The following is a 14,983-nucleotide window of genomic DNA, read 5'->3' on the forward strand; positions in this document are numbered from 1 at the left end:
GGTGCTGCCAGCGGGGACCCTGCTCACCGGGCGCGCGACCGTCGAGCGGGACGACCCAGGATCGCCGACCGCGGCGGTGCTCTTCCTGCGCGGCGAGCCCGAGCGGGAGCCACCGACCGGCGCGCTGGCGGCGACGGCCGAGGTCCGCCGGGCCTTCGTCGCCGTCACGGCGGACCTGCCGGAACCGGGCGCCGCCCTCCTCCGCGGTCTCGCGATCGGCGACCGCAGCGGGCTCGACCCCGGGACGGAAGCCGCGATGGAGACGTCGGCGCTCACCCACCTGACGGCGGTGTCCGGCTCGAACTGCGCGGTGGTGGTCGCACTCGTGATGACGGTCGGCCGCGGGCTCGGCGCGCCCAGGTGCGTGCGCGCCGTCGCGGCGGTGGCGCTCCTCGTCGCCTTCGTCGTGCTCGTCCGCCCGGACCCGTCCATCCTGCGGGCGACCCTGATGGCCGTCGTCGTGCTCGTCGTCCGCCTGACCGGACGGCCGGTCCGCGGCGTGCCCCTCGTCGCCCTGGCCGTGCTCGGGATGCTCGTCGTCGACCCCTGGACCGGGCGGGCGATCGCGTTCGCGCTCTCGGTGCTCGCGACCGGCGGCATCCTCGTGCTCGGGCCACCGCTCACCGAGCTGCTCGCGCGGCGACTCTGGCCACCGGTGGCCGCCGCGGTGGCGGTCCCGGTCGCGGCGCAGGCGGCCTGCTGGCCGGTGACGATCGTGCTCGCCCCGGTGTTCCCGACCTACGCGGTGCCGGCCAACCTGCTCACCGAGCCGCTCGCGCCGGTCGTCACGGTCCTCGGCCTCGCCGCGTGCACGGTGGCACCGGCGTGGCCCGCGGCGGCGGCGGTCCTGGCCGGCGTCGCCTGGGCACCGGCCGCCGCGATCGGGTGGGTGGCGCACACCGCAGCCGCGCTCCCCGCGGCGTCGATCGGGTGGCCCGCCGGCGGGACGGGGATCGTCGCCGCGGTCGTCGTGAGCGGAGCCGTCGCGGGGGCCGTGCTCGTCCGCGAGCGGCTCCGGGTCCCGGTGCTCCTCGTCGGTGCGGTCGCACTCGCGCTGGGCGTCGGCGCGGTCGCGGTGCCCCGCGCGGTCCTGCGGACGAGCGTGCCGGCCGACTGGTCGGTGGCCATGTGCGACGTCGGACAAGGGGACGCGGTGCTCGTCCGGGCGCCGGACGGCCCGATCGCACTCGTCGACACCGGGGACGACGAACCGCGCCTGCTCGCGTGCCTCGACCTGCTCGGGGTGGACCGGCTGGCGCTGCTCGTCCTGACGCACTTCGACCGGGACCACGTGGGCGCGCTGCCCGCCGTCGCGGGGCTGGTCGACCGTGCGCTCGTCGGACCGGTCGGGCGCGCCGAGGACGCCCGGGTCGTCGAGGACCTGCGCCGCGCCGACGTGCAGGTCGGGACGGCGGACGACACGACCGAGGGCACGCTCGGCGCCCTGGGGTGGCGGGTCGTGTGGCCGCCGTCGGGTTCCATCGAGGCGGGCAACGACGCGAGCGTCGTGCTCGCCACGACCGAGTCCGCCGGGTGCGGGACCTGCGTGTCCGGCGTCTTCCTCGGTGACCTCGGTGAGCGGGCGCAGCGGCGGCTCCGCCCGCACCTGGACGTGCACCCCGACGTCGTCAAGGTCGCGCACCACGGGTCGGCCGACCAGGACCCGGGGCTCTACCGGCAGCTGGCTGCGCCGGTGGGGCTGATCGGCGTCGGGGCGGACAACACGTACGGGCACCCCACGCAGCGGACGCTCGACCTGCTCCGGGTCGCGGGGACGACGGCGTTCCGAGCCGACCGGCAGGGGACGGTCGTCGTCTCACGGGACCGCTCCGGGGCGCTCCGGGTCTGGACGGAGCACCCGGACGGCGCATCTCCGGAGCCGACCGGTGGAGTGCGGGCCGAGCCGTCGGCGGCCGGCCGTAGGATCGTCGCGGGCCCCGAACGAACCCGGAGCCGACCCCGGCGCCGACCTCGGCGTCGTCCACGACCCGGCCCGCGACGGAAGGACCGCATGCCCGCCAAGAAGCCCTCGCGCGCCGCCGCCGCCATCGACCAGGTGCCGTGGTCGGGGATCCGTCCCGCGCCCGTGGTGCTCGTCACCGGGCCGGAGGCGTTCCTCGCCGACCGTGCGATCGGTGTCCTGCGCGACCTGCTCGTGGGCGAGGACCCCGCGCTCGAGGTGCACGACCTCGAAGCCGACCAGTACGCACCGGGGCTGCTCGCGACGCTCGCGAGTCCGTCGCTCTTCGGCGAGCCCCGACTCGTGCGGGTCACGAACGTCGAGAAGTGCACGGACGCCTTCATCACCGAGACCATCGCGTACCTGCAGGGCCCGGCGGACGACGTCACGCTCGTCCTGCGGCACGGCGGCGGGGTCCGCGGCAAGAAGCTCCTCGACACGATCCGCAGCGGGATCGGCGGTGGCGTCGAGGTCCAGTGCGACGAGCTCAAACGCGACACCGACAAGATCGACTTCGGCCGTGCGCACGCTCGTGGCGGCGTTCTCCGACGACCTGGCCGAGCTCGCGGCCGCGTGCCGGCAGCTCCTGGCGGACGAGGCCGAGGAGATCACCGACAAGGTCGTCGACAAGTACTCGCGGGGCGCTCGGCCCCGGCGATCCTCGAGCTGCGGCACGCCCTGGCGACGGGGGAGGCCCCGGTCCCGATCGTCGCCGCGTTCGCGAGCAAGATCCGCACGATGGCGAAGGTCAGCTCCTTCCGTGGCACGAGCGGCCAGGCGGCGTCCGCCCTCGGCATGGCGCCGTGGCAGGTCCAGCGTGCACAGCGGGACGTCGCCGGGTGGAGCGAGGCCGGGTTGGCGAACGCGATCACGAGCATCGCCGAGGCGGACACCGCGGTGAAGGGCGGCTCGCGGGACGCGCACTACGCGCTCGAGGTCATGGTCCGCACGATCGCCCGGCGCGGCGAAGCCCGCTGACCCGACGGCGCGCCGCCCGCGCGGTGCTGGCGCCTGTGCGTGGCGCGTCGTGCGGTCGCACAACCGGAAGCACGCCGAACCACGCACTTCCGTGGTGCGTCGTGCTTCCGGTTGTGCCGCGTCGTGCCCGCCCGCGGCTCGCACACACGCCCCGGCGCCGGCCCTCAGCGACCATGCCGGCCCCCGGCGACCATGCCTGCGCCCGCCCCGGTGTCCGCACCCCGGCAACGACGAAGGCCCCGCACCGAGCGGTGCGGGGCCTTCGTGCGGCACTCAGTAGATCAGAGAGCAGGATCTCAGAGGGCAGAGACCTTCTTGGCGATGGCCGACTTGCGGTTCGCCGCCTGGTTCTTGTGGATGACGCCCTTGCTCACGGCCTTGTCGAGCTTCTTCGAGGCGAGGACGAGGGCCGCGGTGGCCTTGTCCTTGTCGCCGGCGGCGACGGCCTCGTTGGTGTGACGGATGACCGTCTTGAGCTCCGAGCGGTAGGCCTTGTTGCGCTCCTGGGCCTTCAGGTTGGTCTTGATGCGCTTGATCTGCGACTTGATGTTCGCCATGCGTGTTGCATCGCGTTCCACCCGTGGGCGGGGAACGCGGAAGCCAGCCACCAACTCTACCAGCAGGACGGGGTCCCACCAAAGACCGAAGCGTCGCGGTCGGAAACCACCCGGCAACACGCAGCCGCTACCGTGACGGCATGCCCTCCCTCGCGCCCCGGATCGACACCGTCCCCGCCTCCGGCATCCGCCGGGTGTACGAGCAGGCCGCCCTGCTCCAGGCCGACGGCACCGACGTGGCGATGCTCGTGATCGGCGAGCCGGACGTCCCGGTGGCCCCGCACGTCGGCGAGGCGGCGCGCCGTGCCTGGTCCGAGGACCGCACCGACTACACGCCGAACGGCGGGATCGCCCCGCTCCGTGCCGCGATCCAGGAGAAGCTGCGCCGCGAGAACCGTATCGAGGTCGACCTCGAGCAGGTCTGGATGACGATCGGTGCGACGCAGGCCCTGTTCCAGGCGATGACCCTCGTCCTCAGCCCGGGCGACGAGGTGCTCGTGCCGGACCCCGGGTACACGACCTTCACGATGAACGCGCACATCCTCGGCGCGACCCCGGTGCCGTACCGGCTCGAGCCGCAGCACGGCTTCGAGCCGGACCTCGACGCGCTCGAGGCGAGCATCACCGAGCGGACCAGGGCGCTCGTCGTGAACTCCCCGTCCAACCCGCTCGGCTCGGTGTTCGGCGAGGACACCCTGCGCGCCCTGCTCGCCCTCGCGAAGCGGCACGACCTCTGGGTGATCAGCGACGAGGTCTACGAGTACTTCACCTACGGCACCCGCCACGTCAGCATCGCCGCCCTCGACGAGGACGACCGCGTCTTCAGCGCCTTCTCCCTGAGCAAGACCTACGCGATGACCGGTGTCCGCGTCGGCTACCTCGTGACACCGAAGGGCCTCGGCCCGACGATGCGCACCACGCAGGAGGCGATGATCAGCTGCGTCGCGGAGCCGGACCAGTGGGCGGCACTGGCCGCGATCGTCGGCGACCACCAGTCCGTCCAGGACGCCCGCGAGCACTACCGCGCGAACCTCGCCGTCGCGAAGGAGGTCCTCGACGCAGCCGGGATCCGCTACCTCGACCCGCGTGGGGCGTTCTACCTCTGGGTCGACGTGTCGCACGCCGCCGCCGGCGACGTCGCGGAGTGGGCCCTCGCGTTCCTGCACCGCGAGCACGTCGCGGTCGCGCCCGGCAGCGCCTTCGGCCGCTCCGGCGAGGGCTGGATCCGTGTCTGCCTCGCCGCCACCGCGGACGACCTCCGCCGCGGCCTCGGCGCGCTGCCCGCCCCCGCCACGGTGGCCGTCTGACGGACTGGAGGTACGGGGCGACCCCGCCACGCGCCTCCCGTCCGTCCTCAACACCACCTGGTGCGGCGCCCGCCGTCCACAGGTGTGCCGGCGCTGCGCGCTCCGCGCGCACAACCGTGGGACAATCGTTCGACCGTCCCGACCCCTGAGGAACCGTGAGCCCACAAGCATCCGCGCCACTCGAGCCCGCCGCGACCCCGGCCGGGTCGATCCGCAACTTCTGCATCATCGCGCACATCGACCACGGCAAGTCGACGCTGGCCGACCGCATGCTGCAGATCACCGGCATCGTCGAGGACCGTGCGATGCGCGCGCAGTACCTCGACCGCATGGACATCGAGCGCGAGCGCGGCATCACGATCAAGTCGCAGGCCGTCCGTATGCCGTGGGAGTTCGAGGGGCAGACCTTCGCGCTCAACATGATCGACACCCCGGGGCACGTCGACTTCTCGTACGAGGTCTCCCGGTCCCTCGCCGCGTGCGAAGGTGCGATCCTGCTCGTCGACGCCGCCCAGGGGATCGAGGCGCAGACGCTCGCCAACCTGTACCTGGCGCTCGAGAACGACCTCGAGATCATCCCGGTCCTCAACAAGATCGACCTGCCCGCGGCGGACCCGGACAAGTACGCCGCGGAGCTCGCGCAGCTCATCGGCGGCAAGCCGGAGGACGTCCTGCGCGTCTCCGGCAAGACCGGCGTCGGCGTGCCCGAGCTGCTCGACCGCGTCGTCGGCTCCGTGCCCCCGCCCGTCGGCACCGTCGACGCGTCGCCCCGCGCGATGATCTTCGACTCCGTCTACGACAGCTACCGCGGCGTCGTGACCTACGTCCGGATGGTCGACGGCACGATCAAGCCGCGCGAGAAGGTCCAGATGATGTCGACGGGGACGACGCACGAGATCCTCGAGATCGGGGTGTCCTCGCCCGAGCCGAAGCCGACGAAGGGCCTCAGCGTCGGCGAGGTCGGCTACCTGATCACCGGCGTGAAGGACGTCCGCCAGTCGAAGGTCGGCGACACCGTCACGACCGCGCAGAAGCCCGCGACCGAAGCGCTGGCGGGCTACACCGACCCGAAGCCGATGGTGTTCTCGGGCCTGTACCCGATCGACGGCTCCGACTACCCGGACCTCCGTGAAGCGCTCGACAAGCTCAAGCTGTCCGACGCGGCGCTCGTCTACGAGCCGGAGACCTCGGTCGCGCTCGGCTTCGGCTTCCGCTGCGGCTTCCTCGGTCTGCTCCACCTCGAGATCATCACCGAGCGCCTGTCCCGCGAGTTCGGCCTCGACCTCATCACCACCGCGCCGAGCGTGATCTACGAGGTCACGAACGAGGACAACACCGTGACCGAGGTCACGAACCCGTCCGAGTTCCCCGGCGGCCGCATCGTCGAGGTCCGCGAGCCCATGGTCCGTGCCGCGATCCTCGCGCCGAAGGACTACGTCGGCGCGATCATGGAGCTCTGCCAGTCGCGTCGCGGCTCCCTGCTCGGCATGGAGTACCTCGGCGAGGACCGCGTCGAGATCCGCTACGAGATGCCCCTCGGCGAGATCGTCTTCGACTTCTTCGACCAGCTCAAGAGCAAGACGCAGGGCTACGCCTCCCTCGACTACGAGCCCACCGGCGACCAGGCTGCCGACCTCGTGAAGGTCGACATCCTGCTGCAGGGCGAGCAGGTCGACGCGTTCAGCGCGATCGTGCACCGCGACAAGGCGTACGCGTACGGCACGCTCATGACCGAACGACTGCGCAAGCTCATCCCGCGCCAGCAGTTCGAGGTCCCGATCCAGGCGGCCATCGGTGCGCGCATCATCGCCCGCGAGAGCATCCGGGCGATGCGCAAGGACGTCCTCGCGAAGTGCTACGGCGGTGACATCACCCGCAAGCGCAAGCTCCTCGAGAAGCAGAAGGAGGGCAAGAAGCGCATGAAGATGGTGGGTCGCGTCGAGGTCCCGCAGGAAGCCTTCATCGCCGCGCTCTCGGGTGACGTCGAAGAGAAGAAGAAGTAGCGCGGAGCCCGGGCGGGCAGGTGCGCCCGAGTCGCCCGGGTAGGCTTGCCGCATGAGTTCCCGCGGCAGCTACCGGACCGCCCTGACGTACGGCGCCGTGGGCGCGACCCAGGCGGCGGACCTCATGACCTACCCGCCCGAGGGCTTCGTCCCGGCGGAGTCGCGGGCCCGGATCGGGCACGGCGACCAGCGCTTCGAGACCGCCGTCACGCAGACGCTGTCCTGGCAGATCCAGGAGCGCAGCGGCATCCGGGTGCGCGTCGAGGACCAGCCCGACGACGACGAGGTGCGCTACAACCCGGTGACCTTCGACGAACGGGGCGTGCCGATCGCGCCGGCGTCGATCGGGACCCCGCGCGTCGAGAAGTTCGCGGCCGACGGCACACCGCTCCTGACGGCCGGCACGACGGCCACGCTCGAGATGCACGCGTTCGGGCAGACCGTGCATGCGCCGGTCCGGGTCGTGTCGATCATCGACGAGACCGACCGAAAGGGCTTCGCCTACGGCACGCTCGAGGGTCACCCGCTGTCGGGCGAGGAGTCGTTCGTGGTCGAGCGCACCGCCGACGGGTCGGTCTGGCTGCAGGTCCGGCAGTTCTCGCAGCCGGCGAGCCCGAAGTGGCGCTTCCTGTCGCCGCTGCTCAAGCGGCAGCAGAAGGTCATGGCGGCGAAGTACCTCGAGGCGCTGCGCGGCGACTGACCCTGCGCTGCGCGACGACTGACGCCGCGCTCCGCGATGGGTGCGCTACCGCAGCGGGGGGAGCGCGGCGATCGCGTCCTCGATGAGCCCCGCGTCCTGCACGCAGTCCCGCGCGACCGTGACGGCGTTGGTCGTGCGGAGGGCGTCGACGTCGTAGACCCCGGTCGCGACGGCGAGGAACGGGATCCCCGCGGTGTCCGCGGCCTCGCCGTCCCGCGGGGTGTCCCCGACGATCACGGCGCGGGTGCCCGCCAATGCGGCGGCGGCCCTCGCGGTCACGCCGGACCGGTCGACCTCCTCGTCGCCGAAGAACGAGTGGTGCTCGGAGTTGCCGGTGAGCAGCCCGTTCCGCCAGCCCAGGGCGGCGAACCGCTGCACGAGCGCGGTCGCCCCCGGTGCGGGCGAACGACGGTCACCCCGCCGGTGCCGCTCGTCGGTCAGGTCCCGCAGGTGCCCGGTGACGGTGGGGATGAGCGCGTCGTCGAGGTGGTGCGCCCGGACGTGCTCGGCGATGAGCCCCGCGTCGGTGCGCCCGTGCTGGTGCCCGACGCGCAGGGCGAGGTCGCGACCGACGGCCCGTTCGAGCGCGAGGTGGTAGAGGTTGCCGGGCGAGACGGCGTTCAACACGAGGGTGCCGTCGATGTCCCACAGCACCGTGGTGGGGACGGTGTGGTGCTCCATGCCCTCCATCATGACCGAGAATGGAGTCCATGCCGAGTGCTCTGCCGATCGCCGACCCCGCGCCGTCGGACGGCCTGATCATCCCCGGCCCCGGAGCGGGCGACGTCCCCTTCGGCGTGTACGTGCACGTGCCGTTCTGCCGGGTGCGCTGCGGCTACTGCGACTTCAACACCTACACGGCGTCCGAGCTCCGCGGGGTCCGCCGCGACGACTACGCCGGCCACGCGGTGCAGGAGATCGCCTGGGCGGCCGAGGTGCTCGACCGCTCCGGTGTCCCGACGATGCTCCCTGCGTCGGACCTCGCGATGATCCTGCGGGCGATCGACGACACGTGGGGGATCCTGCCCGGGGCAGAGGTCACGACCGAGGCGAACCCGGACTCCGTCGACGCGGACGCGATCGGCACCCTGCAGCGCGCGGGCTTCACGCGGATGAGCTACGGCATGCAGTCCGCGGTGCCGCACGTCCTCGCGACGCTCGACCGCACGCACGACCCCGAACGGGTGCCCGTCGTCGTCGACCTCGCGAAGCAGCACGGGCTCGACGTCTCGCTCGACCTCATCTACTCGACGCCCGGCGAGTCCCTGGACGACTGGCGGACGTCACTCGACGCGGCGTTGGCGTGCCGGCCCGACCACGTCTCGGCGTACTCGCTCATCGTCGAGGACGGCACGGCGATGGGCCGCGCGGTGTCGCGCGGCGAGCTCCCGGCCCCGGACGACGACCTCGCCGCCGACATGTACGAGCTGGCGGACCGGGTCCTCGGTGACGCCGGCTACACCTGGTACGAGGTCTCGAACTGGGCCCGGGCGGAAGCGGACGGCAGTCCGGCGCAGCACGCGAGCCGGCACAACCTGTCGTACTGGAAGGGACACGACTGGTGGGGGATCGGACCTGGCGCGCACTCCGCGGTGGCCGGCACCCGCTGGTGGAACGTGAAGCACCCGGCCGCGTACGCGAACCGGGTGCTCGCGGGGGAGTCACCCGCCGCCGGCCGCGAGATGCTCGACGACGAGACCCGGTACGTCGAGCGCGTCCTGCTCGCCGCGCGGGTCCGCGGCGAGCTCACCACGGCGGAGCTCCGACCGTCGTCACGCGAGCGGGTCGCCGGGCTCATCGCACGCGGACTCGTGGACGGTCCAGCCGCGGTGCGGGGGCGGCTCGAGCTGACCCAGCAGGGTCGGCTGCTAGCGGACGCGGTGGTCCGCGAGCTGCTCGACTGACCTGGTCCTGCTCGAGCGGCCTAGTTCTTGATGAACTCGATCGTGAGCGGGTACTTGTAGAGGTCGCCACGGTTCGCTGCGATGGCCGCCATGATCGCGAAGACGATGACGAGCACCCCGATGATCGGGAGCAGCACGAAGCCGATCAGGACGATGCAGAGCAGCCCCGCGACGATGTACGCGATGGCGGCGGTGATGTGGAAGTTCAGCGCCGTGCGGGTGTGCTCCTTGATGAACGACCCACGGTCGCGGAGCACCAGGTAGGCGATCAACGGCACGAGGAAGTTGAAGAAGATGCCGCCGACGTGCGTCAGGGTCGCCCACAGTCGCTGGTCCTCCGGCGACATCGGCTGCGGGACCTGGTACCCCTGCGGGTACTGCGGTCCGCCGGGGTTCGCCGGCCCCCCGGGCTGCTGGTCGTAGGGCCCTCCGGGCTGCTGTCCGTAGCTCATGCCCAGAGCGTAGCGGGAGGGGCCCGCCCGGGTCCCGGTCCGTCGGCGGTCGGGCGTAGGATCAGCAGTCGAGACGTCCGAGTGCCAGCATCGAACGGAAGGGGTCCGGATGGTCAGCGAACGCTCCCTCGAGGTCCTCAAGGCCATCGTGCGGGACTACGTCGCGTCGCGCGAGCCCGTCGGCTCGAAGTCGATCGTCGACCGGCACGCCTTCGGGGTGAGCGCCGCGACGATCCGGAACGACATGGCCCTGCTCGAGGACGAACAGCTCATCGTGGCCCCGCACACCTCGTCGGGCCGGGTGCCGACCGACAAGGGGTACCGGGTCTTCGTCGACCACCTCGCGGCCGCCCGCCCGCTGTCCAGCGCGCAGCGCCACGCGATCGAGACGTTCCTCGGCACCCCGAACGACCTCGACGAGGTCCTCGGCCGCACCGTCCGGCTGCTCAGCCAGCTCACGAACCAGGTCGCACTCGTCCAGTACCCGTCGATGGTGCGCGCCCGCGTGCAGCACATCGAACTCGTCCGCCTCGGCGACACACGGCTCATGGTGGTGCTCATCACCGACACCGCCCGGGTCGAGCAGCGCGTCGTCGAGACCGACGTCCCACTCGACGAAGCCGCTCTCGGCGAACTGCGTTCGGTGCTCAACGGCGCGTCCGTCGGGCTGCTCCTGCACGACGTGCCCCGGGCGCTCCGGGCGGTCCCGCAACAGCTCCGCCCCGACGCCCAGACGCTCGCCGGCGTCGTCGTCGCGACGCTCATCGAGCAGGTCGCGGCGAACCGACAGGACCGCCTGGTGATGGCGGGGGCGGCGAACCTCGCGAAGAGCGAACGCGACTTCTCCGGCGGATTGTTCCCCGTGCTCGAGGCGATCGAGGAGCAGGTCACCCTGCTCCGGCTCTTCGGGGAGATGCAGGTGGACGACGTCGCGGTCGCCGCGAGCATCGGCGCCGAGAACGCCGAGTACGGGCTCGACGCCACGAGCATCGTCGCGGGCGGCTACCTGGCCGGCGGCGGCGAGGTCGCGCGGCTCGGGGTGCTCGGGCCGACGCGGATGGACTACGGCACGAACATGGCCGCGGTGCGCGCCGTCGCACGGTACCTGTCCAAGCTCCTGGGCGAACATTGACCGACCCGGCCCCCGACGGGCACAGGCCGCCCCGCCCGGGTGATCCGTGCCTCCAGACCGACCTGACCGGCGGCGAACGCCGCACCGACCGAACCGACTGAGGGATACGTGGCAGACCACTACGACGTCCTCGGCGTCCAGCAGGACGCCTCCGATGCCGACATCAAGAAGGCGTACCGCCGGCTCGCGCGCGAGCTGCACCCGGACGTGAACCCGAGCCCGGACGCGGCCGAGCGCTTCAAGGACGTGACGCACGCGTACGACGTGCTGAGCGACCCCGAGCAGCGGCGGCGGTACGACGCCGGACCGCAGGCGGACAGCCCCTTCGGTGGCGGCGCCGGCGGGTTCAGCGACATCTTCGATGCGTTCTTCGGCGGCGGCGGCGGTGGCGGGCGGGGCAACGGTCCGCGCAGCCGGGCCGAGCGTGGACAGGACGCCCTGCTGCGCATCGAGGTCGACCTCGACGAGGTCGTCTTCGGCACCCACAAGGACGTCGAGGTCGACACGGCCGTCGTCTGCGAGACCTGCAACGGCTCGTGCTGCGCGCCCGGCACGAGCCCGCGCACGTGCGACATCTGCGGCGGCAGCGGCCACATCCAGCGTCAGGTCCGGTCGCTCCTCGGCAACGTGGTGACGAGCGCCCCGTGCGGCACCTGCCGCGGCTACGGCACCGTCATCCCGAGCCCCTGCCCGACCTGCCAGGGCCAGGGCCGCGTCCGTGCGCGCCGCACGATCCCGGTGGACGTCCCCGCCGGCGTCGAGACCGGGCTCCGCCTGCAGATGCCCGGTCAGGGCGAGGTCGGTCCGGCTGGTGGCCCCTCGGGTGACCTCTACCTCGAGGTGAAGGTCCGCCACCACGACGTGTTCAGCCGCGACGGCGACGACCTGCTCGCGACGCTCGAGGTCCAGATGACCGACGCGATCCTCGGCGCGCACACCACGATCGACGGTCTGGACGGCCCGGTCGAGCTCGAGCTGCGCCCGGGCGTGCAGAGCGCCGACGTGCTCGTGATCAAGGACCGCGGGGTCACCAAGCTCCGCGGCAACGGTCGCGGCGACCTGCGCGTCGGCGTGCAGGTCGTCACCCCGACCAAGCTGTCGCACAAGGAGCGCCAGCTCGTCGAGCAGCTCGCGAAGTCGCACAAGGCCGCGAAGCCGCAGCTCGCCCGGTTCCAGCAGGGCATGTTCGGCAAGCTGCGCGACCGCTTCCTGCACTTCTGATGGCGTCCCTCCACCTGGTCGACCCGGGCACGCTCGACGGTGTCGGGGTCGGTGACACCGTCACGCTCGACGGTCCGGAGGGCCGGCACGCCGTGTCGGTCGCGCGGGTCCGTGTCGGCGAGGCCCTGCGCATCGCCGACGGCCGCGGCACGGTGGTGGCCGGGACGGTCGCGTCGACGGGTCGCGACGAGCTGACGCTCACCGTCGACGCCGTCACGGTCGAGTCGGCGCTCCGACCGGCGCTCGTGCTCGTGCAGGCGCTCGCGAAGGGCGGCCGCGACGAGATGGCGGTGCAGGCCGCGACCGAGATCGGGGTCGACCGCATCGTCCCGTGGGCGGCGACGCGGAGCGTGTCGCGGTGGGACGGCGCGAAGGTCGAGAAGGGTCGGGCCCGGTGGGCCGCGATCGCGCAGGAAGCCGCGAAGCAGGCCGTCCGGTCCCGCGTCCCCGAGGTGGACGCACCAGTGACGACGGCGCAGCTGGCATCGTCGTCGGGTGTCGGCCCGTCGTCTGGTGTCGGCCAGGAGGCTCGGCGTGCGCTGGTCGTGCTGGACCCGGTGGGCGCGGTGCGGCTGTCGGCGTGGGAACCGCCGGCGGACGTCGACGAGATCGTCCTGGTGGTCGGTCCGGAGGGCGGGATCGACAGCGCCGAGTTCGACCGGCTCGAGCGCGCCGGTGCGGTGCGGGCGCGGCTCGGCGACACGGTGCTGCGCACCTCCACCGCGGGCCCGGCCGCCCTGGCCGTCCTCCAGACGCGGCTCGGACGCTGGTAGCGGTGGACCGGGAAGGTCCGGCGTCGGACCCGCGTTCTACGATGGACCAATGAGCACCAGCACCCCGAGCGTCTTCTCGAAGATCATCGCGCGCGAGATCCCCGCCACCGTCGTGGCCGAGGACGACCGCGTGATCGCGATCGAGGACATCGCGCCGCAGGCCCCGGTGCACGTGCTCGTCATCCCGAAGACCGGGCAGTACCGCGACGTCGGCGCCCTCGCCGCGGGCGACCCGGACCTGTTGGCCCACGTCGTCGCCACCGCCCAGCGCATCGCCGACGAGCGCGCGGGCGGCCAGTACCGACTCGTCTTCAACACCGGCGAAGCCGCCGGCCAGACCGTCTTCCACGTGCACGCGCACGTGCTCGCGGGCGAACTGCACGAAGGGAACCTCCTTGCCGGTTGACACGACCGCCCACCACGACGCCGAACCGTCGGACGTCACCGTCGACATCCAGGTCGACGGCATCGCGATGGTCCAGCTCCTCGGCCCCCAGGACCGCCTGCTCAAGACCGTCGAACGGCAGTACCCGGGCGTGCGGGTCCTGGTCCGCGGCAACGAGGTCACACTGACCGGCCCGGAGCGGGACGTCGCCCGTGCCCACGCGCTCGTCGACGAGCTCGTCGGGATGGTCCGGCGCGGCCAGGACATCGGGCCGTCCGACATCCCGGTCTCCGCCCGGATGCTCGACGACGACCGCAAGCCCTCGGACACGTTCGGCACCCCGATCGTCTCGAGCCGCGGCAAGTCGGTGCGTCCGAAGACGGACGGGCAGCGTGCCTACGTCGACGCCATCGACGAGCACACCATCACGTTCGGCATCGGTCCGGCCGGTACCGGCAAGACCTACCTGGCGATGGCCAAGGCGGTCCAGGCCCTGCAGCGGCGCGAGGTGAACCGGATCATCCTGACCCGCCCCGCGGTCGAGGCCGGCGAGCGGCTCGGATTCCTGCCGGGCACGCTGACCGACAAGATCGACCCCTACCTGCGCCCGCTGTACGACGCGCTGAACGAGATGATGGACCCGGAGCTGGTCCCGAAGCTCCTCGCCGCCGGCACGGTCGAGGTCGCTCCGCTCGCCTACATGCGCGGCCGGACGCTCAACGACTCGTTCGTGATCCTCGACGAGGCGCAGAACACCACGCCCGAGCAGATGAAGATGTTCCTGACGCGCCTGGGCTTCGGCTCGAAGATGGTCGTCACGGGCGACATCACCCAGGTCGACCTGCCCGGCAACCTGTCCGGGCTCCGGCTCGTGACGCGGATCCTCGGCGACGTCGAGGACATCCACTTCGCCCGGCTCGGCAGCGAGGACGTCGTCCGCCACACGCTCGTCGGCCGGATCGTCGACGCCTACACCGTCTACGACGAGGAACGTCTCGCCGAGCAGGCCGGACACCGTCCCGGCGGTCGGGGCACCGCGCCCGCCGGCAACCCCGCCGGAGCGAACCGCGCCGAGCGTCGGGGACGGCCGCCGCAGGACCGGCAGCAGTCCCCGTACCCCCAGAACGACGCCCGAGGAGGCAACCGGTGAGCATCGAGCTCAACAACGAGTCCGGCGTCGAGGTCGACGAGGCAGCAATCCAGCGCCTCGCCGCCTTCGCGCTCGACGCGATGCACGTCCACGCGGACGCGGAGCTCGCGATCGTGCTCGTCGACGAGGGCGCCATGGAGCAGCTCCACGTCCGGTGGATGGACGAGCCCGGCCCGACCGACGTGCTGAGCTTCCCGATGGACGAGCTGCGACCAGGGACCGAGGACGAGCCGACGCCCGCCGGACTCCTCGGGGACATCGTCGTCTGCCCGCAGGTCGCGGCGGAGCAGGCGAAGACCGCCGGGCACACGAGCACCGACGAGATGCTGCTCCTCACCTGCCACGGCATCCTGCACCTGCTCGGGTTCGACCACGCCGAGCCGGAGGAGAAGGCCGAGATGTTCGGACTCCAGGGCGAGATCCTCTCCGCGTTCGCTGCCCAGCAGCGCGGGCGGTGACCT

At 72.3% G+C, this 14,983-nt stretch carries 13 protein-coding genes and 2 pseudogenes; 12 read left to right on the forward strand and 3 right to left on the reverse strand.

Annotation, left to right across the window (positions count from 1 at the left end; all coding sequences use genetic code 11):
* Window positions 1–76 precede the first annotated feature (76 nt).
* A pseudogene (locus tag HUN58_RS20730) lies at window positions 77–1,306 on the forward strand (ComEC/Rec2 family competence protein); the annotation flags it as partial.
* A 705-nt stretch (window positions 1,307–2,011) separates the two neighbouring features.
* Window positions 2,012–2,938 (forward strand): annotated as a pseudogene (locus HUN58_RS18850) (DNA polymerase III subunit delta).
* Between the two features lie 296 nt (window positions 2,939–3,234).
* Here HUN58_RS18850 and rpsT read toward each other — a convergent pair.
* Window positions 3,235–3,495, reverse strand: a complete 261-nt coding sequence (rpsT, locus tag HUN58_RS18855) for a 30S ribosomal protein S20 (protein ID WP_058742457.1) — start codon at window positions 3,493–3,495, stop codon at window positions 3,235–3,237.
* Between the two features lie 140 nt (window positions 3,496–3,635).
* Between rpsT and HUN58_RS18860 the strand changes: the two genes are divergently transcribed.
* The 3 genes from HUN58_RS18860 to HUN58_RS18870 all read left to right on the forward strand — a co-directional run bounded on the left by HUN58_RS18860 (window position 3,636) and on the right by HUN58_RS18870 (window position 7,505).
* A complete protein-coding gene (locus tag HUN58_RS18860) occupies window positions 3,636–4,802 on the forward strand; it encodes a pyridoxal phosphate-dependent aminotransferase (protein ID WP_141861187.1) in 1,167 nt (388 codons plus the stop codon).
* 155 nt (window positions 4,803–4,957) lie between these two features.
* Complete coding sequence (gene lepA / locus HUN58_RS18865; RefSeq protein WP_180225164.1) at window positions 4,958–6,805, forward strand: translation elongation factor 4; 1,848 nt, start codon at window positions 4,958–4,960, stop codon at window positions 6,803–6,805.
* A 52-nt stretch (window positions 6,806–6,857) separates the two neighbouring features.
* Window positions 6,858–7,505 carry a DUF1990 family protein gene (locus HUN58_RS18870; RefSeq protein ID WP_144801458.1) on the forward strand — a complete coding sequence of 216 codons (648 nt, stop codon included), beginning with the start codon at window positions 6,858–6,860 and terminating at the stop codon, window positions 7,503–7,505.
* A gap of 45 nt (window positions 7,506–7,550) precedes the next feature.
* Here the strand turns inward: HUN58_RS18870 and HUN58_RS18875 are convergent, their stop codons facing one another.
* On the reverse strand, window positions 7,551–8,186 hold the full coding sequence (locus HUN58_RS18875; RefSeq protein WP_208745667.1) for an HAD family hydrolase: 636 nt from the start codon (window positions 8,184–8,186) through the stop codon (window positions 7,551–7,553).
* Between the two features lie 29 nt (window positions 8,187–8,215).
* Here HUN58_RS18875 and HUN58_RS18880 point away from each other — a divergent pair, with 29 nt between their 5' ends.
* Entirely contained in the window at window positions 8,216–9,409 is a 1,194-nt protein-coding gene (locus tag HUN58_RS18880; protein WP_208745668.1) for a coproporphyrinogen-III oxidase family protein, read from the forward strand.
* Window positions 9,410–9,429: 20 nt separating this feature from the next.
* Here the strand turns inward: HUN58_RS18880 and HUN58_RS18885 are convergent, their stop codons facing one another.
* Window positions 9,430–9,861 (reverse strand): DUF4870 domain-containing protein, encoded by a 432-nt coding sequence (locus HUN58_RS18885; RefSeq protein ID WP_229666891.1) that lies wholly within the window; start codon window positions 9,859–9,861, stop codon window positions 9,430–9,432.
* 109 nt (window positions 9,862–9,970) lie between these two features.
* Between HUN58_RS18885 and hrcA the strand changes: the two genes are divergently transcribed.
* From hrcA to ybeY, 6 genes are all read left to right on the forward strand, one after another.
* Window positions 9,971–10,993 (forward strand): heat-inducible transcriptional repressor HrcA, encoded by a 1,023-nt coding sequence (gene hrcA, locus HUN58_RS18890; RefSeq protein WP_058742452.1) that lies wholly within the window; start codon window positions 9,971–9,973, stop codon window positions 10,991–10,993.
* 108 nt (window positions 10,994–11,101) lie between these two features.
* Entirely contained in the window at window positions 11,102–12,214 is a 1,113-nt protein-coding gene (gene dnaJ / locus HUN58_RS18895; RefSeq protein ID WP_144801452.1) for a molecular chaperone DnaJ, read from the forward strand.
* Window positions 12,214–12,987, forward strand: a complete 774-nt coding sequence (locus HUN58_RS18900) for a 16S rRNA (uracil(1498)-N(3))-methyltransferase (protein WP_180225166.1) — start codon at window positions 12,214–12,216, stop codon at window positions 12,985–12,987. The genes dnaJ and HUN58_RS18900 overlap by 1 nt, the downstream gene beginning before the upstream one ends.
* A 49-nt stretch (window positions 12,988–13,036) precedes the next feature.
* Entirely contained in the window at window positions 13,037–13,393 is a 357-nt protein-coding gene (locus tag HUN58_RS18905; RefSeq protein WP_180225167.1) for a histidine triad nucleotide-binding protein, read from the forward strand.
* A gap of 67 nt (window positions 13,394–13,460) precedes the next feature.
* Entirely contained in the window at window positions 13,461–14,522 is a 1,062-nt protein-coding gene (locus HUN58_RS18910) for a PhoH family protein (RefSeq protein WP_229666903.1), read from the forward strand.
* Window positions 14,519–14,980 carry an rRNA maturation RNase YbeY gene (gene ybeY / locus HUN58_RS18915; RefSeq protein ID WP_058742447.1) on the forward strand — a complete coding sequence of 154 codons (462 nt, stop codon included), beginning with the start codon at window positions 14,519–14,521 and terminating at the stop codon, window positions 14,978–14,980. Before HUN58_RS18910 ends, ybeY begins: the two co-directional genes overlap by 4 nt.
* The last annotated feature ends 3 nt before the right edge of the window (window positions 14,981–14,983 follow it).

It is taken from the genome of Curtobacterium sp. Csp1 (genome assembly GCF_013347185.1).

Bases quoted from the DNA above. Each gene is read 5' to 3' on its own strand.
- HUN58_RS18860 (WP_141861187.1), top strand. From the start codon at position 3,636: ATGCCCTCCCTCGCGCCCCGGATCGACACCGTCCCCGCCTCCGGCATC.
- HUN58_RS18905 (WP_180225167.1), top strand. From the start codon at position 13,037: ATGAGCACCAGCACCCCGAGCGTCTTCTCGAAGATCATCGCGCGCGAG.
- hrcA (WP_058742452.1), top strand. From the start codon at position 9,971: ATGGTCAGCGAACGCTCCCTCGAGGTCCTCAAGGCCATCGTGCGGGAC.
- HUN58_RS18900 (WP_180225166.1), top strand. From the start codon at position 12,214: ATGGCGTCCCTCCACCTGGTCGACCCGGGCACGCTCGACGGTGTCGGG.
- HUN58_RS18875 (WP_208745667.1), bottom strand. From the start codon at position 8,186: ATGGAGCACCACACCGTCCCCACCACGGTGCTGTGGGACATCGACGGC.
- HUN58_RS18870 (WP_144801458.1), top strand. From the start codon at position 6,858: ATGAGTTCCCGCGGCAGCTACCGGACCGCCCTGACGTACGGCGCCGTG.
- HUN58_RS18910 (WP_229666903.1), top strand. From the start codon at position 13,461: ATGGTCCAGCTCCTCGGCCCCCAGGACCGCCTGCTCAAGACCGTCGAA.
- HUN58_RS18880 (WP_208745668.1), top strand. From the start codon at position 8,216: ATGCCGAGTGCTCTGCCGATCGCCGACCCCGCGCCGTCGGACGGCCTG.
- rpsT (WP_058742457.1), bottom strand. From the start codon at position 3,495: ATGGCGAACATCAAGTCGCAGATCAAGCGCATCAAGACCAACCTGAAG.
- HUN58_RS18885 (WP_229666891.1), bottom strand. From the start codon at position 9,861: ATGAGCTACGGACAGCAGCCCGGAGGGCCCTACGACCAGCAGCCCGGG.